Source organism: Comamonas sp. E6 (assembly GCF_001010305.1).
In the GTDB taxonomy this organism is placed as follows: Bacteria; Pseudomonadota; Gammaproteobacteria; order Burkholderiales; family Burkholderiaceae_C; genus Comamonas; species Comamonas thiooxydans.
In genome coordinates this window covers 31,219-45,272 of the sequence record NZ_BBXH01000035.1, presented here as the reverse complement: position 1 = coordinate 45,272, position 14,054 = coordinate 31,219, and the positions used below count along the sequence as shown (strand labels likewise).

13 protein-coding genes are annotated in these 14,054 nt (G+C 63.4%); 7 read left to right on the top strand and 6 right to left on the bottom strand.

Annotated elements, in window-relative coordinates:
- On the top strand, positions 1-605 hold a 605-nt coding region (locus CSE6_RS24045), incomplete at its 5' end, for a GGDEF domain-containing protein (RefSeq protein WP_152668636.1).
- Positions 606-634: 29 nt separating this feature from the next.
- Here the strand turns inward: CSE6_RS24045 and CSE6_RS24040 are convergent.
- The 3 genes from CSE6_RS24040 to CSE6_RS24030 all read right to left on the bottom strand — a co-directional run bounded on the left by CSE6_RS24040 (position 635) and on the right by CSE6_RS24030 (position 3,191).
- Positions 635-1,735, bottom strand: a complete 1,101-nt coding sequence (locus CSE6_RS24040; protein WP_059441664.1) for a zinc ribbon domain-containing protein — start codon at positions 1,733-1,735, stop codon at positions 635-637.
- A 70-nt stretch (positions 1,736-1,805) separates the two neighbouring features.
- A complete protein-coding gene (locus CSE6_RS24035; protein ID WP_059441663.1) occupies positions 1,806-2,663 on the bottom strand; it encodes a DUF2145 domain-containing protein in 858 nt (285 codons plus the stop codon).
- Positions 2,664-2,684: 21 nt separating this feature from the next.
- A complete protein-coding gene (locus tag CSE6_RS24030) occupies positions 2,685-3,191 on the bottom strand; it encodes a hypothetical protein (RefSeq protein ID WP_045840195.1) in 507 nt (168 codons plus the stop codon).
- A 269-nt stretch (positions 3,192-3,460) separates the two neighbouring features.
- Here CSE6_RS24030 and CSE6_RS24025 point away from each other — a divergent pair, with 269 nt between their 5' ends.
- Complete coding sequence (locus CSE6_RS24025) at positions 3,461-4,153, top strand: DUF3047 domain-containing protein (RefSeq protein WP_193751169.1); 693 nt, start codon at positions 3,461-3,463, stop codon at positions 4,151-4,153.
- A 10-nt stretch (positions 4,154-4,163) separates the two neighbouring features.
- Here the strand turns inward: CSE6_RS24025 and CSE6_RS24020 are convergent, their stop codons facing one another.
- A complete protein-coding gene (locus tag CSE6_RS24020; protein ID WP_059441661.1) occupies positions 4,164-6,116 on the bottom strand; it encodes an MFS transporter in 1,953 nt (650 codons plus the stop codon).
- A gap of 105 nt (positions 6,117-6,221) precedes the next feature.
- Entirely contained in the window at positions 6,222-7,022 is an 801-nt protein-coding gene (locus CSE6_RS24015) for a hypothetical protein (protein WP_059441660.1), read from the bottom strand.
- Positions 7,023-7,132: 110 nt separating this feature from the next.
- Between CSE6_RS24015 and CSE6_RS24010 the strand changes: the two genes are divergently transcribed.
- The 5 genes from CSE6_RS24010 (at position 7,133) to CSE6_RS23990 (ending at position 12,523) form a co-directional block, all read left to right on the top strand.
- Positions 7,133-7,864 (top strand): helix-turn-helix transcriptional regulator, encoded by a 732-nt coding sequence (locus CSE6_RS24010; RefSeq protein WP_003065639.1) that lies wholly within the window; start codon positions 7,133-7,135, stop codon positions 7,862-7,864.
- A 200-nt stretch (positions 7,865-8,064) separates the two neighbouring features.
- Complete coding sequence (locus CSE6_RS24005) at positions 8,065-8,469, top strand: YXWGXW repeat-containing protein (protein ID WP_034377972.1); 405 nt, start codon at positions 8,065-8,067, stop codon at positions 8,467-8,469.
- Positions 8,470-8,680: 211 nt separating this feature from the next.
- Positions 8,681-9,691, top strand: a complete 1,011-nt coding sequence (locus CSE6_RS24000) for a tripartite tricarboxylate transporter substrate binding protein (RefSeq protein WP_034352982.1) — start codon at positions 8,681-8,683, stop codon at positions 9,689-9,691.
- A 198-nt stretch (positions 9,692-9,889) separates the two neighbouring features.
- A complete protein-coding gene (locus CSE6_RS23995) occupies positions 9,890-11,353 on the top strand; it encodes an NAD(P)-binding domain-containing protein (protein ID WP_059441659.1) in 1,464 nt (487 codons plus the stop codon).
- A 15-nt stretch (positions 11,354-11,368) separates the two neighbouring features.
- Positions 11,369-12,523: a peroxidase-related enzyme gene (locus CSE6_RS23990; RefSeq protein WP_083994807.1), complete on the top strand. Its 1,155-nt coding sequence runs from the start codon at positions 11,369-11,371 to the stop codon at positions 12,521-12,523.
- Between the two features lie 241 nt (positions 12,524-12,764).
- Here CSE6_RS23990 and CSE6_RS23985 read toward each other — a convergent pair whose 3' ends face one another.
- Positions 12,765-14,015 carry an FIST N-terminal domain-containing protein gene (locus tag CSE6_RS23985; RefSeq protein WP_003065653.1) on the bottom strand — a complete coding sequence of 417 codons (1,251 nt, stop codon included), beginning with the start codon at positions 14,013-14,015 and terminating at the stop codon, positions 12,765-12,767.
- Positions 14,016-14,054 lie beyond the last annotated feature (39 nt).

Sequence of the window (14,054 nt, the reverse complement as noted above, 5' to 3'; positions counted from 1 at the left end):
CGCTGTCATTTCGCGTGGGGCTATGCATGCTGGTGCTGGGCCCGCTGGCGGTGGCCGGATCGCATATGGCTCGCAACGAGCTGATGCAAAAGCTCAGTCATGCCGTCAACCACGACTTTCTGACCGATATGCTGGCACGCGGTGCCTTCATGAAGCAGGGGCAAAGAATACTGGAGCGTTGCCGCCAGGATGGCCAGCCCTTCGCCATTCTGATGCTGGATCTCGACCACTTCAAACAGATCAACGACAGCTTCGGCCATGCGGGAGGCGACCAATTGCTGCGCAGCTTCAGCCAGACCCTGAGCCAGGTGCTGCGCGCTCAGGACATCGTGGGCCGTATGGGAGGCGAGGAATTCGCCGTGGCCCTGCCCAAGGTGGACGCAACCGCTGCGCAGGAGATCGCCAAGCGCATCAACCGCGCCATCCGGGAGCTGCGCGTGCCCATGAATGACAAGACGATGAGTGCCACGGTCAGCATTGGCCTGGTCCATACCGCAAGCCTGCAAGCGCATCAAAGCCTGGACCTGCTGCTGCAGCAGGCAGACCAGGCTTTGTATGAGGCCAAGGCCGCCGGGCGCGATCGCGTCAGTTCACAGCTTTGCTGAGCGCGACATGCCGATAGCCCGGCCCAAGGTCATCCGGGCTCGCCGGACCCGGAGGCGAGCGGTGCTGCCTCCGCCGCATCGGGACGCGGCAGCATCTTGCCGGCCGCAGTGCCGCAGCTATGACAAAAGCGTGAGAACGCGCTCTTGCGGGTATTGCAGCTGCAGCAATGGTCGAACAGACCGATACCGCAATGGGGGCAGAAGTCGATCTCGGTGTTCTTGAGATCCACTGGGCGCTCGCAGCCCGGGCACACATTCTTGGACAGACGCTCCAGCGCCACGTCATAGCTCAGCTCCTCACGGCGCTGCTCTTCGGGCAAGGACTCCTGCAGCTTCTGTTTTTCCAGATAGCGGTTGAGCGCCAGAATGGCATAGCGCCCCAGCAATACCGTCACCAAAATGCCTACGATATAGCGCACATAGCCGCCGTAGTCGGGCAGATAAGGCACCAGCTCGACAAAGAAGGCGAACAGCGCAAAAAAGATAAAACCCCAGACAAATGGCCACCAGGTGCTCTTGCGCTTCTTGGCGAACAGCCAGCCCGCCACGCCCAGCAGGGGCAAGGTGATGGCCAGGCGGAACAGAAACACGCGCAGCTCGCTGGCTCGCATGGCGGCTTCGTACTGAGGATAGGCCTGCTCGCGCAGATTGCTCATCTCCGCCTCGGCGTTGGAGACTGCCTGATTGGCCTCCAGATGGGTCTGGGCCTCTTTCTCGCGCTCCTGGCGGGCCTTGTCCTCAGCCTGCTTGAGCTCGTCCAGCGCCTTGCTGCGTGCGACCAGTTCTGCATCCTGCTCGGGGCGCTCTGTCGCACGGCGGGTCGCCACCCAGTTGTCAAAGGTGTCGCGCGCCGACTGGTAGCGTGCACGCTCGGCGTCGAACTTGAGTTGAGCCCTGTCCAGCGCCTTCTGGGTCACGCCGGCTGTCTTCTGGGCCTGGTCGATTTCGGCCCGCACACGCTGTGCATCCGCCTCCGGAATGAAGGATTCGATCTCCAGCGAGCGATCGGGCTGCGGCAGATTGCCCACCACCAGCCCGCCCAGGCCTATTAGGAAGAAGGCAAACACCAGCGCCACCAGCCAGAGGCCACGGCGAAACCATTTCTCGGGCAAACGCAGAGACTTGCTCATTTTCAATTACTCCAAAAACGTAGCGCCATGCACATACTCAGCAAGGCCTTGAAGCCAACAAGGCTCAAACTCACTGCACCGTACGCACGGCCGATGCCAGTTGCGTGCGCTGCAACCACTGGGTCACGGAGTCCACCGTCACCGTCTCTATGCGGCTGGCATAGCGCTTTTCATTCGGATGATCGTCAAACGCGATATTGGCAGCCGTCATGCGCCCGCCCAGTCGCGAGAACGCCCGAATAATGAGCGCGCTGGGCTCATAGCCCTTGGACTGCAACCAGGCCTGAGCCTGTGCGCGGTTCTGAATCGCCGCCGGCTCCATGGCAGCGGCCAGCGTCTCGATCGCCCATTGGTTCGACTGCTGGTACTTGCTGCTCCAGACATAGCTGACCATGCTGTAGGGCTCGTTTTGCAGGCGCAGCACCGTGGGAGCGCTCAGGAACTTGAGCAGGGCCTGCTGCACCGCCGGTGTCGGGATCTGGATGGCGGCTTCGTAGCGCCACATATCGTCAAGGAAGAACTCGCCAAGGCCCTGGCGATAGATATGGCCGGAGGCAGTGCCGCACTCGTTGAGCTTGTGGGCCACGCGCCAGGGGCCGGCGGGCGTTCTGTAGGCCCAGCCATAGTGCGAGTACTTGAGATCGTATTTGCTCAAGTCCTGCCCTTGCCGAGCCAGCAGCACGACCTGGGTACCGTTCTTCTGAAACTCGGCATCCAGCGCCTTGGCGGTGCGCGCGGCCAGATTCAGCCCCTTGGCCATCACATCGGCGGTCAGCGGACGGTCTTCACAGCTGCGGCCGGCCTGGGCCGAGCCGGCCCAGGCAATCAACGCGGCGCCCAGCGCCAGCGCCACAGGGCCGGGGATGGGCATGCCGGCGCGTCGAGCGGGCGCCATGGCTTGTACAACGCTTGTCGCTTCCTTGATCATGCGAGCCTCCAGTTTCTTGAATTACAGACGCTCGTTGTGCATCAGCGCCTTGCCGATTTCGTTGGGGATGAAGGCCAGCACCTTGCCTGCCGTGGACAGAATCACGCCGGCCGCCGTGGCGCTGGTCTGCACCACCGTGCCCACGCCGACCGACAGGGCTCCTGCAGCCTGGCCAGAGACCTTGACCACGGCCGAAGTGCCGTCGGCCACATTCTTGAGCACATAGGTCACGCCTGTGGCACTGCTTTCCACGGCCTCAACGATCACGGATGCACCTGCCGCCGACAGAAACAGGGGTATTGCCACGACTTCCTCCGAAGCGCCACCCGATGCCGCTGCAACCACCGATGCCACAGGCAGGGCCGACAACACCAGAGAGGCTTCGCTCTGGGCGTGGACCGCACTGCCGCCCAGCAATGCAAAGGCCGCGCCCAGGGCGCACAGGCTGTTGCGAAGAGGACGGATAAAGGTCAGGACGTTGATCACAAATGGCTCCCAGTGGTTATTGAAATGGGCCGCGATTTGCATGCGGCGACGAACGAATCATCCATGCGCCCGAAACTTCGGCCCTGTGTTTTGTCAAAATCAGCAAGCGGCAGGTCTCGCAGTATCGCAAAGTGATACTCACCGCCCGCTGCCAGCGCTCAAACCAGTTGCAGCTTGCACATCTTGCCCCACTCCCGCGCCCACAACTTTCAAAAATCATCAGGCACTCCATGCGGCTTCACTCTCAGACCTTCGCCCTGCACAAACCTTCACGCCGGCAAAGCCGGCTTGTTGCAGCGCTCGCCACGGCCATGTCCACGCTAGCTGTCTCTGCACTGGCGCAGGGCAGCAGCATTCCCGCTTTTTCGCAGATGCAGCAGGGCCCTCTGGGAGGGCCCTGGCACTTTGCCACCCTGCCCAACAAGAACCCGACGGCATTCAATGTGGTGGACCAGGATGGCGGGCATGTGTTGCGCGTGAGCACACAGGACGCCTACGGCAATATGGTTCACACGCTGCACCTGACTGCTTCGCCCGATCTGCAACTGCAGTGGCGCTGGCGCGTGGATCAGCTGATCGACAAGGCCGACATCAAAACCAGAGCCGGCGACGATGCTGCGCTCAAGCTCTGCATGTCCTTCGACTTTGACAAATCGCAGCTGAGCTTTGGTGAACGGGCCAAGCTGCGCCTGGGCAGAATCAGCACCGGAGAGGATATTCCGGCCGAGACGCTGTGCTATGTCTGGGACAACAAGCAGCCCGTGGGCTCGGTTCTGCACAATGCGTTCACGCATCGCATGCGCTATATCGTGCTGCAAAGCGGCAGCACGCACAAAGGCCAGTGGGTGACGGAACAGCGCAATCTGACGTCCGACTATCTGCACGCGTTTGGCGACGAGTCCCAGGCCATGCCCACCATCATCGGCGTCACCGTCTCGGCGGACTCGGACAACACCCATGGCGAAGGACTGGCCTACATGGGTGATATCCGGCTCCTGCCCTGATCATCCAGCCTCAACGCCGGAGCAAATCCGCCACGTTCTGCTGCAGCAGGGCCGGCGTGACAGAGGCAGCCGCCACGGGCTCGCCCACTTCCAGCCCCACACGATTGAACAGGCCGCGGCGCAGCGGCTTGACCATGGCCACATTCCTGCCGCCGCGCGACTCGATGCGGCTGAAGTAGGAGCCCCAGAGATTGGTCAGCGCCATGGGAATGACGGGAACCTGCAGGCCGTCGTCTCGCGCGTGGTCGAGAATCTTCATGATGCCGCCCTTGAACGGCTGCAGCTGGCCGTCAGAGGTGATGCCGCCCTCGGGGAAGATGGCCAGCAGGTCGCCCTCGCGCAGCACCTCCGCGGCCCGCGCGAACGCGGCTTCATAGGTTGCAGGGTCCTCCTTGTGCGGCGCGATCGGGATCGCCTTGGCCAGCTTGAACAGCCAGCCCAGCACCGGCGTCTGGAAGATGCGGTGATCCATCACGAAGTGAATGGGGCGCGGGCTGGCCGCCATGAGCAAGATGGCGTCGACAAAGCTCACATGGTTGCAGACCAGCACGGCCGCGCCATCGCGCGGAATATGCTCGTCGCCACGCACCTTGAAGCGGTAGACAAAGTGGGTGATGACCCAGGCCACAAAGCGCAGCAGATATTCGGGCACCAGCAGGAACACATAGAGCGCCACGATGGCGTTGGCAATGCCGGTGATCAGAAACACCTGGGGAATGCTGCAACCTGCGGCCAGCAAGGCACCGGCCAGCACGGCCGAGGCGATCATGAACAGCGCGTTGAGGATATTGTTGGCCGCGATGATGCGCGCGCGGTGCGTGGGCTGGCTGCGCATCTGGATCAGCGCATACATGGGCACGCTGTAGATGCCCGCCGACAGCGCCAGCAGGCCCAGATCCAGCATCACGCGCCAGTGTTTGGCCTCGCCAAAAAAGGCGCTCACACCCATCAGCTCGGACGGCGGCAGCGCGCGCGTGGCGAAGAACAGATCAATCGCAAACACGCTCATGCCTATCGCGCCCAGCGGCACCAGGCCGATCTCCACCTGGCGGCGGCTAAACACTTCGCACAGCAGCGAGCCAATGCCTATGCCCACCGAGAAGATCACCAGCAGCAGCGATGCCACATGCTCGTCGCCATGCAGCACCTCCTTGGCAAAACTGGGAAACTGCGAGAGAAACACCGCGCCGAAGAACCACATCCAGCTGATGCCCAGCAGCGAGCGGAACACCACGGGCTGCTGGCGTGCCAGCTGGAGGTTGCGCCAGGTTTCGGTGAACGGGTTCCAGTTGATGACCAGGCCCGGATCGGTCGCGGGCGCATGAGGGATGAACTGCGCGCAGATGCGGCCCACGACCGCGACAACCACGCAGGCCATGGCGACCTGCATATGACCGACCTCGGGCACGGCGATCAGCAGGCCGCCAGCGACCTGACCGAGCAGGATGGCGACAAAAGTGCCCATCTCCACCATGCCGTTGCCGCCCGTGAGTTCGCGGTCGTTGAGCACTTGGGGCAGATAGGCGAACTTGACGGGGCCGAACAGCGTGGAGTGCAGCCCCATGAGGAACACGCACAGCAGCAGCACCGGCACATTGGCCTGGACAAAGCCCCAGGCCGCAATCAGCATGATGGCGATCTCGAGGTTCTTGACCAGACGGAACATGCGGGTCTTGTCCCACTTGTCGGTCAGCTGACCCGAAGTGGCCGAAAACAGCAGATAAGGCAGGGTGAACAGCGCACCGATCACCAGGCCGGCCATGGAAGGCGGCAGCCACGAGACGCTGAGCTGATAAGTGACCATCACCGTGAAGGCGAACTTGAAGAGATTGTCATTGCCCGCACCGGCAAACTGCGTCCAGAAAAACGGCGCAAAGCGGCGCTGGCCCAGCAGGGCGAACTGGTTGGGGTGGGCATGCTGCGGTGCAGCGGCGGCCGTATGCACGGTCGGCGTGGAATTCATGGATCTCTCCCTGTGGCGCTGCAGGCATTGTGCCAACTTGCCCGGATCTTTTTGTAGGTTTTATGCCGCTGATGCTTGATGAACATGCGCCCGCCGCTATGAATATTACGACTCACGCCACTGCTTCAAGGCACGCAGCACAGGCCACGCGGCGGCCGCGGCCATCCAGTGCTTGATGCTGTGGCCGGAGACTGCCTGCGCGGTCACATCGAACACATCGCCGTCCGACAGCTCCAGCAGCTTAGCAACGAGGTACAGACCGATCACCCAGCCCAGCTCCACGGGCAGCGCGTGACGACGCGGCGCCACAAAGGCCAGCCACAGGAGAATCAGCATGCCGCCGCCTTGCACCAGCACCCAGGGCAGCACATTGCTGGTCTGCGCCCAGACCGCCACGCTGGCAGGTGCGGCCACCAGCAATACTCCGGCAGTGATGCGGGCGCTGATGTCGTCAATACGCGTCTGTACCGCCAGGCCCAGCAAGCCGGCGAAAGCCAGGCTCATGCCCAGCCGGTCCCAGACCAGGCTCGAATCCTGCGGCGCCCAGTGATAGTACGCAGACCCTGCCCCCGAGCACAGCAGGCCCGTGAAGAACAGGGCACACAGGGCACGCGCCGTGCCGTTGAGCTTCTGGTAGTCGGCACGTGCCAGTGCGACCCAGCCCGCCAGTCCCGCCAGTACAAACCCCAGATTGCTCAACACATCGGCCGCATGCGGCACGCCCAGCCAGCCGCGCCGGTCGGCAAAGGCGTGATAGTGCTCGGGCTGAGCCATGCCAGGCATCAGCAGCGCCAGCGTGAACAGCAAGGCCATGCCCCCGAACAAGGCAAAGCGCTGCTCCAGCGTGCCCGAGGTCTCGGGGTTCGTCATTTCCACAGTCGTGATCGATGAGGTATGCAGTTGCATGGCGCTTCCTTGTGTGAATGCCGCGCAGTATGGAAATCCGCCGAAGCAGCGGCATCAATCTTCTAAACTTGCGCCATATCGCTGCACTGCCAGTACTACCAACCGATACCATGAGCACGACTGCCGATCTCGTCACCGCCATCAAGAAAGAACTCAAGGCCGCGCAGATGACCTATGCCGACCTGGCCCAGGCCATAGGCATGGCCGAATCCAGCGTCAAGCGCATGCTGGCCAAGGGCGACATGCCGCTGTCGCGCATCGACGAGATCTGCCGCGCCCTGCACCTGGACTTTGCCGATCTGGCGCGCAATGTGGCCGACAGCCGGCCGCTGCTGCAGCAGATCACGCGCGAGCAGGAGATTGCCGTGGTTGCCGACCGCAAGCTGCTGCTCACGGCGATCTGCGTGCTCAGCCAGTGGACGCTGGAGCAGATCGTCGCCACCTACCGCATCAGCGAGCCCGAGGGCATAGGCTATCTGGCGCAGCTGGACCGCATCGGCATCATCGAGCTGCGTCCTGGCAACCGCTACAAGCTGCGCCTGGCCAAGACCTTCCGCTGGCAGACCAACGGCCCGGTGATGGACTTCTTCCGTGAGAACGCCGTGCTGGACTATTTTGGCGGCACTTTTGCAGGCGAGGACGAGACCATGCTGCTGGTGCATGGCTCCATCGCCCCCAGCCTGGCGCCCAGCTTCGTGGAGCGCATTCAGCGCATCGGTCAGGACTTTTCACAGCAGCATCTGCAGGATCAGCGCCTGGGCCCCAACAAGATCGAGGGCTACACCCTGGTGCTGGGCATGCGCAAATGGGAGCTGCCCGCCTTTGCGGCCTTGCGCCGGTAGACCTTCACTCCCAAATATGTAGCTAAATGCGCTTGCTGTATCTGCATCAGCCGCCTGTTTTATACATTCTTCACCAAACAGACACACAAGATTGCAAGACTTCGCACAGCGGCAACCCACGGTTGACGCTGGCCTTCCAACATGGAGCCCAAGGGATGCCTGGACCCACAGACAGCCCGCTACCCATGAAGGAGGCGTATATGCTGACAATCCGCAACACCATCCACACCGTCGCTGCCGCAGGCGCACTCGCCTTGCTGAGCTTTGCCGGTAGTGCACAGGCCCAAAGCGCTTACTGGGCGGGTGCCAGCCAGGGTGCCTATGTGAACGTGCAGTTCAACGCACCGCCCCCGGTCCGCTATGAAGCCGTGCCCGCTCCGCGCCGTGGCTATGTCTGGGCTCCTGGTTACTGGGAGCCGCGCGGCCACCGCCATGTCTGGCGCGCCGGCCACTGGGTGCAGAACCGCCCCGGCTATGTGTACCGCCAGCCCACCTGGGTGCAGCATGGCAACCGCTGGGACTACCGCGCCAGCCGCTGGGACAGGGATGGCGACGGCGTGCCCAACCGCCATGACCGCAACCCCCACAACCCCTATCGCCGCTAAAAGCCTGTTGAAGCTTTAAGCCCTGATCGCTCCCTCCGCTGGCCCTCCGAGTCATCACTTTCCAGCGGATTTCAGCCCATATCTCGCAAGAGATCTGGGCTTTTTTTTGCATTAACCCCACAAGCTTAATGCTGCATAAGCATATAGAAGCAAATCATTAAATTACGGACACAATTCACAGCATTCAAGGTTCCTCTGGACAAGTCCCATCATGCGTTTGCTGCCCCGTTTCATCTCCGGTCTTGTTGCCACAACGGCGGCCGCCGCCCTGCTTCCCCTGGCCAGCCAGGCGGCCGACCCCGGCGCTGCCAGCTATCCGCATCAGCCCATCACCATGATCATGGGCTTCAACGCAGGCTCGGGTGTGGACGTGATCGGCCGCGTGGCGCAGGAGCCGCTGGGCAAGATTCTGGGCCAGCCCGTCATCATTGACTACAAGAGCGGCGCCGCCGGCAATATCGGCAGCGAGTTCGTGGCCCGCGCCAAGCCCGATGGCTACACCATCTACTTCGGCACCGCCGCCACCCACGGTAGCAATGCCGCGCTGTACAAGAAACTGCCGTTCGACGTGGAGGCCGACTTTGTGCCCGTCGCACCGCTGGTGGACGTGGCCAATGTGCTGACCATCAATCCCAATGTGATCAACGTCAAGAACCTCAAGGAGTTCGTCGACGAGGTCAAGGCCCATCCCGGCAAGTACAACTACGCCTCCACCGGCAATGGCGCAGGCACCCATATGGCATTCGCCGAGTTCAACTCGCGTCTGGGCCTGGACATGGTGCACGTGCCCTACAAGGGCGGCCCCGAAGCCATCACCTCGGTGCTGCGCGGCGAGACCTGCTGCATCATGAACCAGGTGCAGACCGTTCTGAGCCACTACAAGGCCGGCAAGGTGCGCCTGCTGGGCGTGACCACGGCCAAGCCCGTGGAAGCCGTCAAGGAAGTACCCACCATTGCCGCCAGCGGCCTGCCGGGCACCAAGGGCTTCAACAGCTCCATCTGGTTCGGCATCTTCGCGCCCAAGGGCACGGACCCGGTCATCGTCAAAAAGCTCAACCTGGCCGTCAACGACGTGCTCAAGCAGCCCGAGGTGCGCGAGCGCTTTGTCTCCCAGGGCAACACCATCCGCGAAGAGACACCCGAGCAGTTCAAGAAGACCGTGCATGAAGATCGCATCAAATGGGCCAAGGTGGTCAAGGATGCCAAGATAAGTATTGACTAACACCCCCTGAGCGGCCCTGCCGCGTCCCCCCCTCTCTCTACGCGCTGCGCGCCAAGGGAGAGGAACGACACCCTCGGTGCGGGGGCCCCTTCCTCGGTGTCTCTCACTTGGTCCTGCTTCGGTTCAAGCAGTGTTAAGTTATCGGTGTTTGTTTGATGCGTCTGCGGCTCAAGCCTCAGGCGCTTTTGGGTTTTAGCTATGTCTTATTCAACTTCTACGGCAGGCGCCGCCACGGGGCTTGCAGTGCTGGAAGAGCGCCTGCGTGACGACTTCGTCACTCTGGGCTGGCCTGCCAAGGCCTGGATTCCTCCCTCCACGCGCAAGGGACTGCCGGTGCATGACGTGCTCGTCATCGGCGCCGGCCAGGCCGGTCTCGCGCTCAGCATGGCGCTGCAGCAGGTCGGCATCAAGCCTGTGCTGCTGGACAAGTCCGCGCCAGACTTCGAAGGCCCATGGGCCACCACGGCGCGCATGGAAACCCTGCGCTCGCCCAAGGAGCTGACCGGCCCTGCCATGGGGGTTGCAGCTCTGTCCTTTCGCGCCTGGTTCATCGCCCAGTTCGGCCTGGATGCCTGGACAGCGCTGGACAAGATCCCGCGCCTGCAGTGGATGGACTATCTGCGCTGGTACCGCCGCGTGACCAACGCCGATGTGCGCAACGGCCATGAAGTCATTGCCGTGCGCCCGCAGGCCGATGGCGTGGTGGAAGTCGATGTCAAGGCCAATGGCGTGACCGCCACCTGGCAAACCCGCCGCCTGGTGCTGGCCACAGGCCGCGACGGCCTGGGCGGCGCCACGGTTCCCGCCTTCATGCGGGGCGTGGACAGGAAATTCTGGGCCCATTCCTCCGATGCCATGGACTACGCCACGCTGGCGGGCAAGCATGTGGGCGTGGTCGGTGCCGGGGCTTCGGCCATGGACAGCGCCGCGACGGCTCTCGAAAACGGCGCGGCCAGCGTGGACATGCTGATCCGCCGCCAGCAGTTGCCGCTGATCAACAAGTCCAAGGGCTCGGGCGTGCCCGGTCTGACCCACGGTCAGTATCTGCTGCCCGATGCATGGAAATGGCGCATCCGCCACTACATCAACGCCCAGCAGGTGCCGCCCCCACACGGCAGCACGCTGCGTGTCTCGCGCCATGACAATGCCTTCTTCCACCTGGGCTGCGCTGTGCAGAGCGTGGAAAAAGCGGGCGACAAGCTGCAGGTGCAGACCTCGGCCGGCGTGTTCGTGCTGGACTTTCTCATCGTCTCCACGGGCTTTGCCATCGACTGGAGCCTGCGTCCCGAGTTTGCCGACATCGCGCCGCACGTGAAGCTGTGGAACAGCCGCTTCACGCCCGAGACCGGCGATGAGGATGCCGAGCTGTCGGCATCGCCAGATCTGGGCCCGCTGTTCGAGTTCCAGGGCGACCTTCCCGGTCTCGACCGGATTCACTGCTTCTGCTACCCCGCTGCGCTCTCGCACGGCACGGTGTCGGGCGATATTCCCGCCATCAGCGACGGGGCGCGCAAGCTGGCCCAGGGCCTGGCCTCGCTGTTCTATCTGGACGATATCGAGCAGCACTTCGACAAGCTCAAGGCCTATGCCGAGCCCGAACTGGACGGCACGGAATGGACCGCAGCCGACAGCGCTGCGCGCATCCGCCAGCTGCAACCCTAAATCAAGAGACTTCGCATGACAGACACCATAGACCGACTGGCTGGCCTCGAACAGGGCAGCCCCACATTCACCACTCGCCACGAGCGCGAAAAAGTCGCTCTGGCCACCCAGGCCTGCGAAGACCTGCTGCTGGGCAATCAGCTGGACAGCGATCTGACCCAGGCCGAGCGCCTGGTGCTGGCTGCCGAGCAGGCCCGCGTCAGCGGCGTGAACGTGCTGGAAGCCGAATACCGTGCGCGCGCCGAGGCCTTGGGCCAAGCCATCACGCCCGAGCTTCGCGCCATCCTCGATCAGCCCGGTGCCCAGACCGGCAATGCGCGCCTGGACGCCATGCTGCACTTTGTGCGCACGCTGGCCCTGAACCCGGCCCAGAGCGATCAGGCCGCGCTGCTGGCCATTCCGGCCGCCGGCCTGTCGCTCAACGACACCGTGCTGCTGGCCCAACTGATCGGCTTTGTCTCGTATCAGGCCCGCCTGCTGGCGGGTGTGAAGGCCATGGGAGAGCTGGGCGGCGCGACCGAAGCGTCGGCCCCCCAGCCTGCCGATGCCGCGCCCTTTGTCCACCCCGCCAATCTGCCGCCGCCCGGCGAGCCGCTGCGCCGCAACGGCTTTACCAGCGAGACGCTGGATTGGAAGGCCTGGCTGCAGGTGCTGGACCCCGACACCGCAACGCCCGAGCAGCAGCATGTACTGGAAGTCAGCCACCCCAAGGCCAAGAGCATGGACTTCTATCTGCTGCTGGCGCGTCAGCCCCAGGTGCTGCTGGAGCGCTCCCAGGCCTTCAACGCCATCATGTATGCACCCGGCGGCCTTTCCCGCGCCGAGCGTGAAGTGGCGGCCACTGCCGTCTCGCGCTCCAACGGCTGCGTGTACTGCGCATCGGTGCACGCTCAGCGCTTCGAGCAGCTGGCCAAGCGCAACGATGTGATGGCCCAGCTGTTTGACGAGCCCGAGACCGCCGGCACCAATGCCCGCGAGCGCGCCATCATCCAGGCTTCGCTGACACTGACGCGTGCGCCGGGCAGCTTTGGCCCGCAGGATCTGCAACCGCTGCGCGATGCAGGTCTGTCCGATCTGGAAATTCTGGACATGCTGCACTCAGCCGCACTGTTTGGCTGGGCGAACCGCCTGATGCTGAATCTGGGCGTGGAAATTTACGCCACCCCCTGAGTCGCTTTGCCTAGGCGGCCCAGCGCCTTCCCCCTCTCTCTACGCGCTGCGCGCTACGGGAGGGGGACGACAGCGTCGCTGCGCGGCGGCGCTTGCTTGCTGTCACTGGTTTCAGGCCGTGCCGGTTTTTGGCACAGCTTTTATTTTTTGATAGCAGCTTGCGCAATTAAAACCGTAATCTCAGAACAAATATCTCCTAAAACCTATTTGAATCAAGCGTTAGCAGCTATCAAATTTCAGGCTATTTACCAGTGAACACCGTCAGCACGCCGGCCAGCTGATGCACATGCGCATCCATCAGCTGTGCCTCGGCCACCAGGCCGATCAGAGGCACCGGCCCCAGCGCATGGCGCAGCAGCTTGAGCTCGGCATCGGCGCCGCCAAACAGCTCGCTGCCCCGGCCCTTGCTGCTCACATAGATGGCACCGCGTATATGCTGGGGCTGGGCCGCCTCGGCCATGGTCTCGGGGCCGGCATCGGCAAAGTCGGGCTGCAGCGCGTCTTTGAGGGCCGCGCCCATCTGCATCAGCTCATGACGGGCCGCGCTGCTCTGGCGCTGGCAGAAGATCACCGTATGCTCGGCCTCCACGGGCGACGACAGCGCAACGCCCTGGCGCACCGGATCCAGCCCCACAATATGCAGCACCTGGGCCTCGTCGGTGAGCGCCCCGCGCTCCAGACCCCGGCCCAGCGGGGCAATCGCGGCCTGGGTCTTGCGCAACTGCGACAACGCAGCCTGCCAGCCGCCTCCGGCGCTGGGGCTGGCTTCCACATCCAGCATCTGCAGCAGTCGGGGCAAGGCGGGCTCGCCTTCGAGCTCCAGCACCACCGGGCCTCTGGCCTCGGTAATTTCGAGCCCCGCGCCCAAAGGCGCGCAGCCCTGGGCCAGTCTTGAAATACAGGCTACGTCAGCATCGAAGGCCACGCCGGAGAAGCCGGCATGAAAGATGCCGACGCTGGCCTGGGCACGCAAGCGGGGCAGATCTTCGGCGCGGCAGGCAAACTGCACGCCCTGCTCGCTGCTGAGCGCCCCGAACAGATTTCCAGAGCTGATGCGCTCGGAAAGCTCTAGCAGCAGCTCTGCGAGATCAGGCTGATCGATGCTGGAGTGCACCAGGGCCGAATGCGCCTCGAATCCGGCTTCGGCGCCGCTTTGCGCCAGCGGTGCCACGCCGGAATAGACGCGGTAATGGGCTGCGGGCAGGTCCAGCAGCATGACCGCCAGCGAGGAGCTTTCGGAATACTCATGCTCCATGGCCAGTACGGCGTGACCGGAGCTGCCCACCCAGTCGGTAACCTGGGGCAACTCGCGCGCCAACAGCGCCAGCAAGGGCTGCGCATGAGGCACCAGCCCCTGCGCGATATAGACCAGACCCAGCCGATGCGGCTGCAGTGACTGGCGCAGCAACTGCCCACGCAGCTGCAGCACGACTTGCTCAGTCGCAGCGCGCCAGTCTTCATGGCTGGCATGAGCGACGGGAAACAGTGACATAAGCCCTCCTGTTCTTGCTGGAGCGTGGATGCCTTGCAA

What these genes read in the sequence shown, in the direction of transcription:
- CSE6_RS23990 (WP_083994807.1), top strand. Translation starts at nt 11,369, where the DNA reads ATGACAGACACCATAGACCGACTGGCTGGCCTCGAACAGGGCAGCCCC.
- CSE6_RS24005 (WP_034377972.1), top strand. Translation starts at nt 8,065, where the DNA reads ATGCTGACAATCCGCAACACCATCCACACCGTCGCTGCCGCAGGCGCA.
- CSE6_RS23985 (WP_003065653.1), bottom strand. Translation starts at nt 14,015, where the DNA reads ATGTCACTGTTTCCCGTCGCTCATGCCAGCCATGAAGACTGGCGCGCT.
- CSE6_RS24010 (WP_003065639.1), top strand. Translation starts at nt 7,133, where the DNA reads ATGAGCACGACTGCCGATCTCGTCACCGCCATCAAGAAAGAACTCAAG.
- CSE6_RS24025 (WP_193751169.1), top strand. Translation starts at nt 3,461, where the DNA reads ATGTCCACGCTAGCTGTCTCTGCACTGGCGCAGGGCAGCAGCATTCCC.
- CSE6_RS24000 (WP_034352982.1), top strand. Translation starts at nt 8,681, where the DNA reads ATGCGTTTGCTGCCCCGTTTCATCTCCGGTCTTGTTGCCACAACGGCG.
- CSE6_RS24040 (WP_059441664.1), bottom strand. Translation starts at nt 1,735, where the DNA reads ATGAGCAAGTCTCTGCGTTTGCCCGAGAAATGGTTTCGCCGTGGCCTC.
- CSE6_RS24020 (WP_059441661.1), bottom strand. Translation starts at nt 6,116, where the DNA reads ATGAATTCCACGCCGACCGTGCATACGGCCGCCGCTGCACCGCAGCAT.
- CSE6_RS23995 (WP_059441659.1), top strand. Translation starts at nt 9,890, where the DNA reads ATGTCTTATTCAACTTCTACGGCAGGCGCCGCCACGGGGCTTGCAGTG.
- CSE6_RS24035 (WP_059441663.1), bottom strand. Translation starts at nt 2,663, where the DNA reads ATGATCAAGGAAGCGACAAGCGTTGTACAAGCCATGGCGCCCGCTCGA.
- CSE6_RS24030 (WP_045840195.1), bottom strand. Translation starts at nt 3,191, where the DNA reads ATGCAAATCGCGGCCCATTTCAATAACCACTGGGAGCCATTTGTGATC.
- CSE6_RS24015 (WP_059441660.1), bottom strand. Translation starts at nt 7,022, where the DNA reads ATGCAACTGCATACCTCATCGATCACGACTGTGGAAATGACGAACCCC.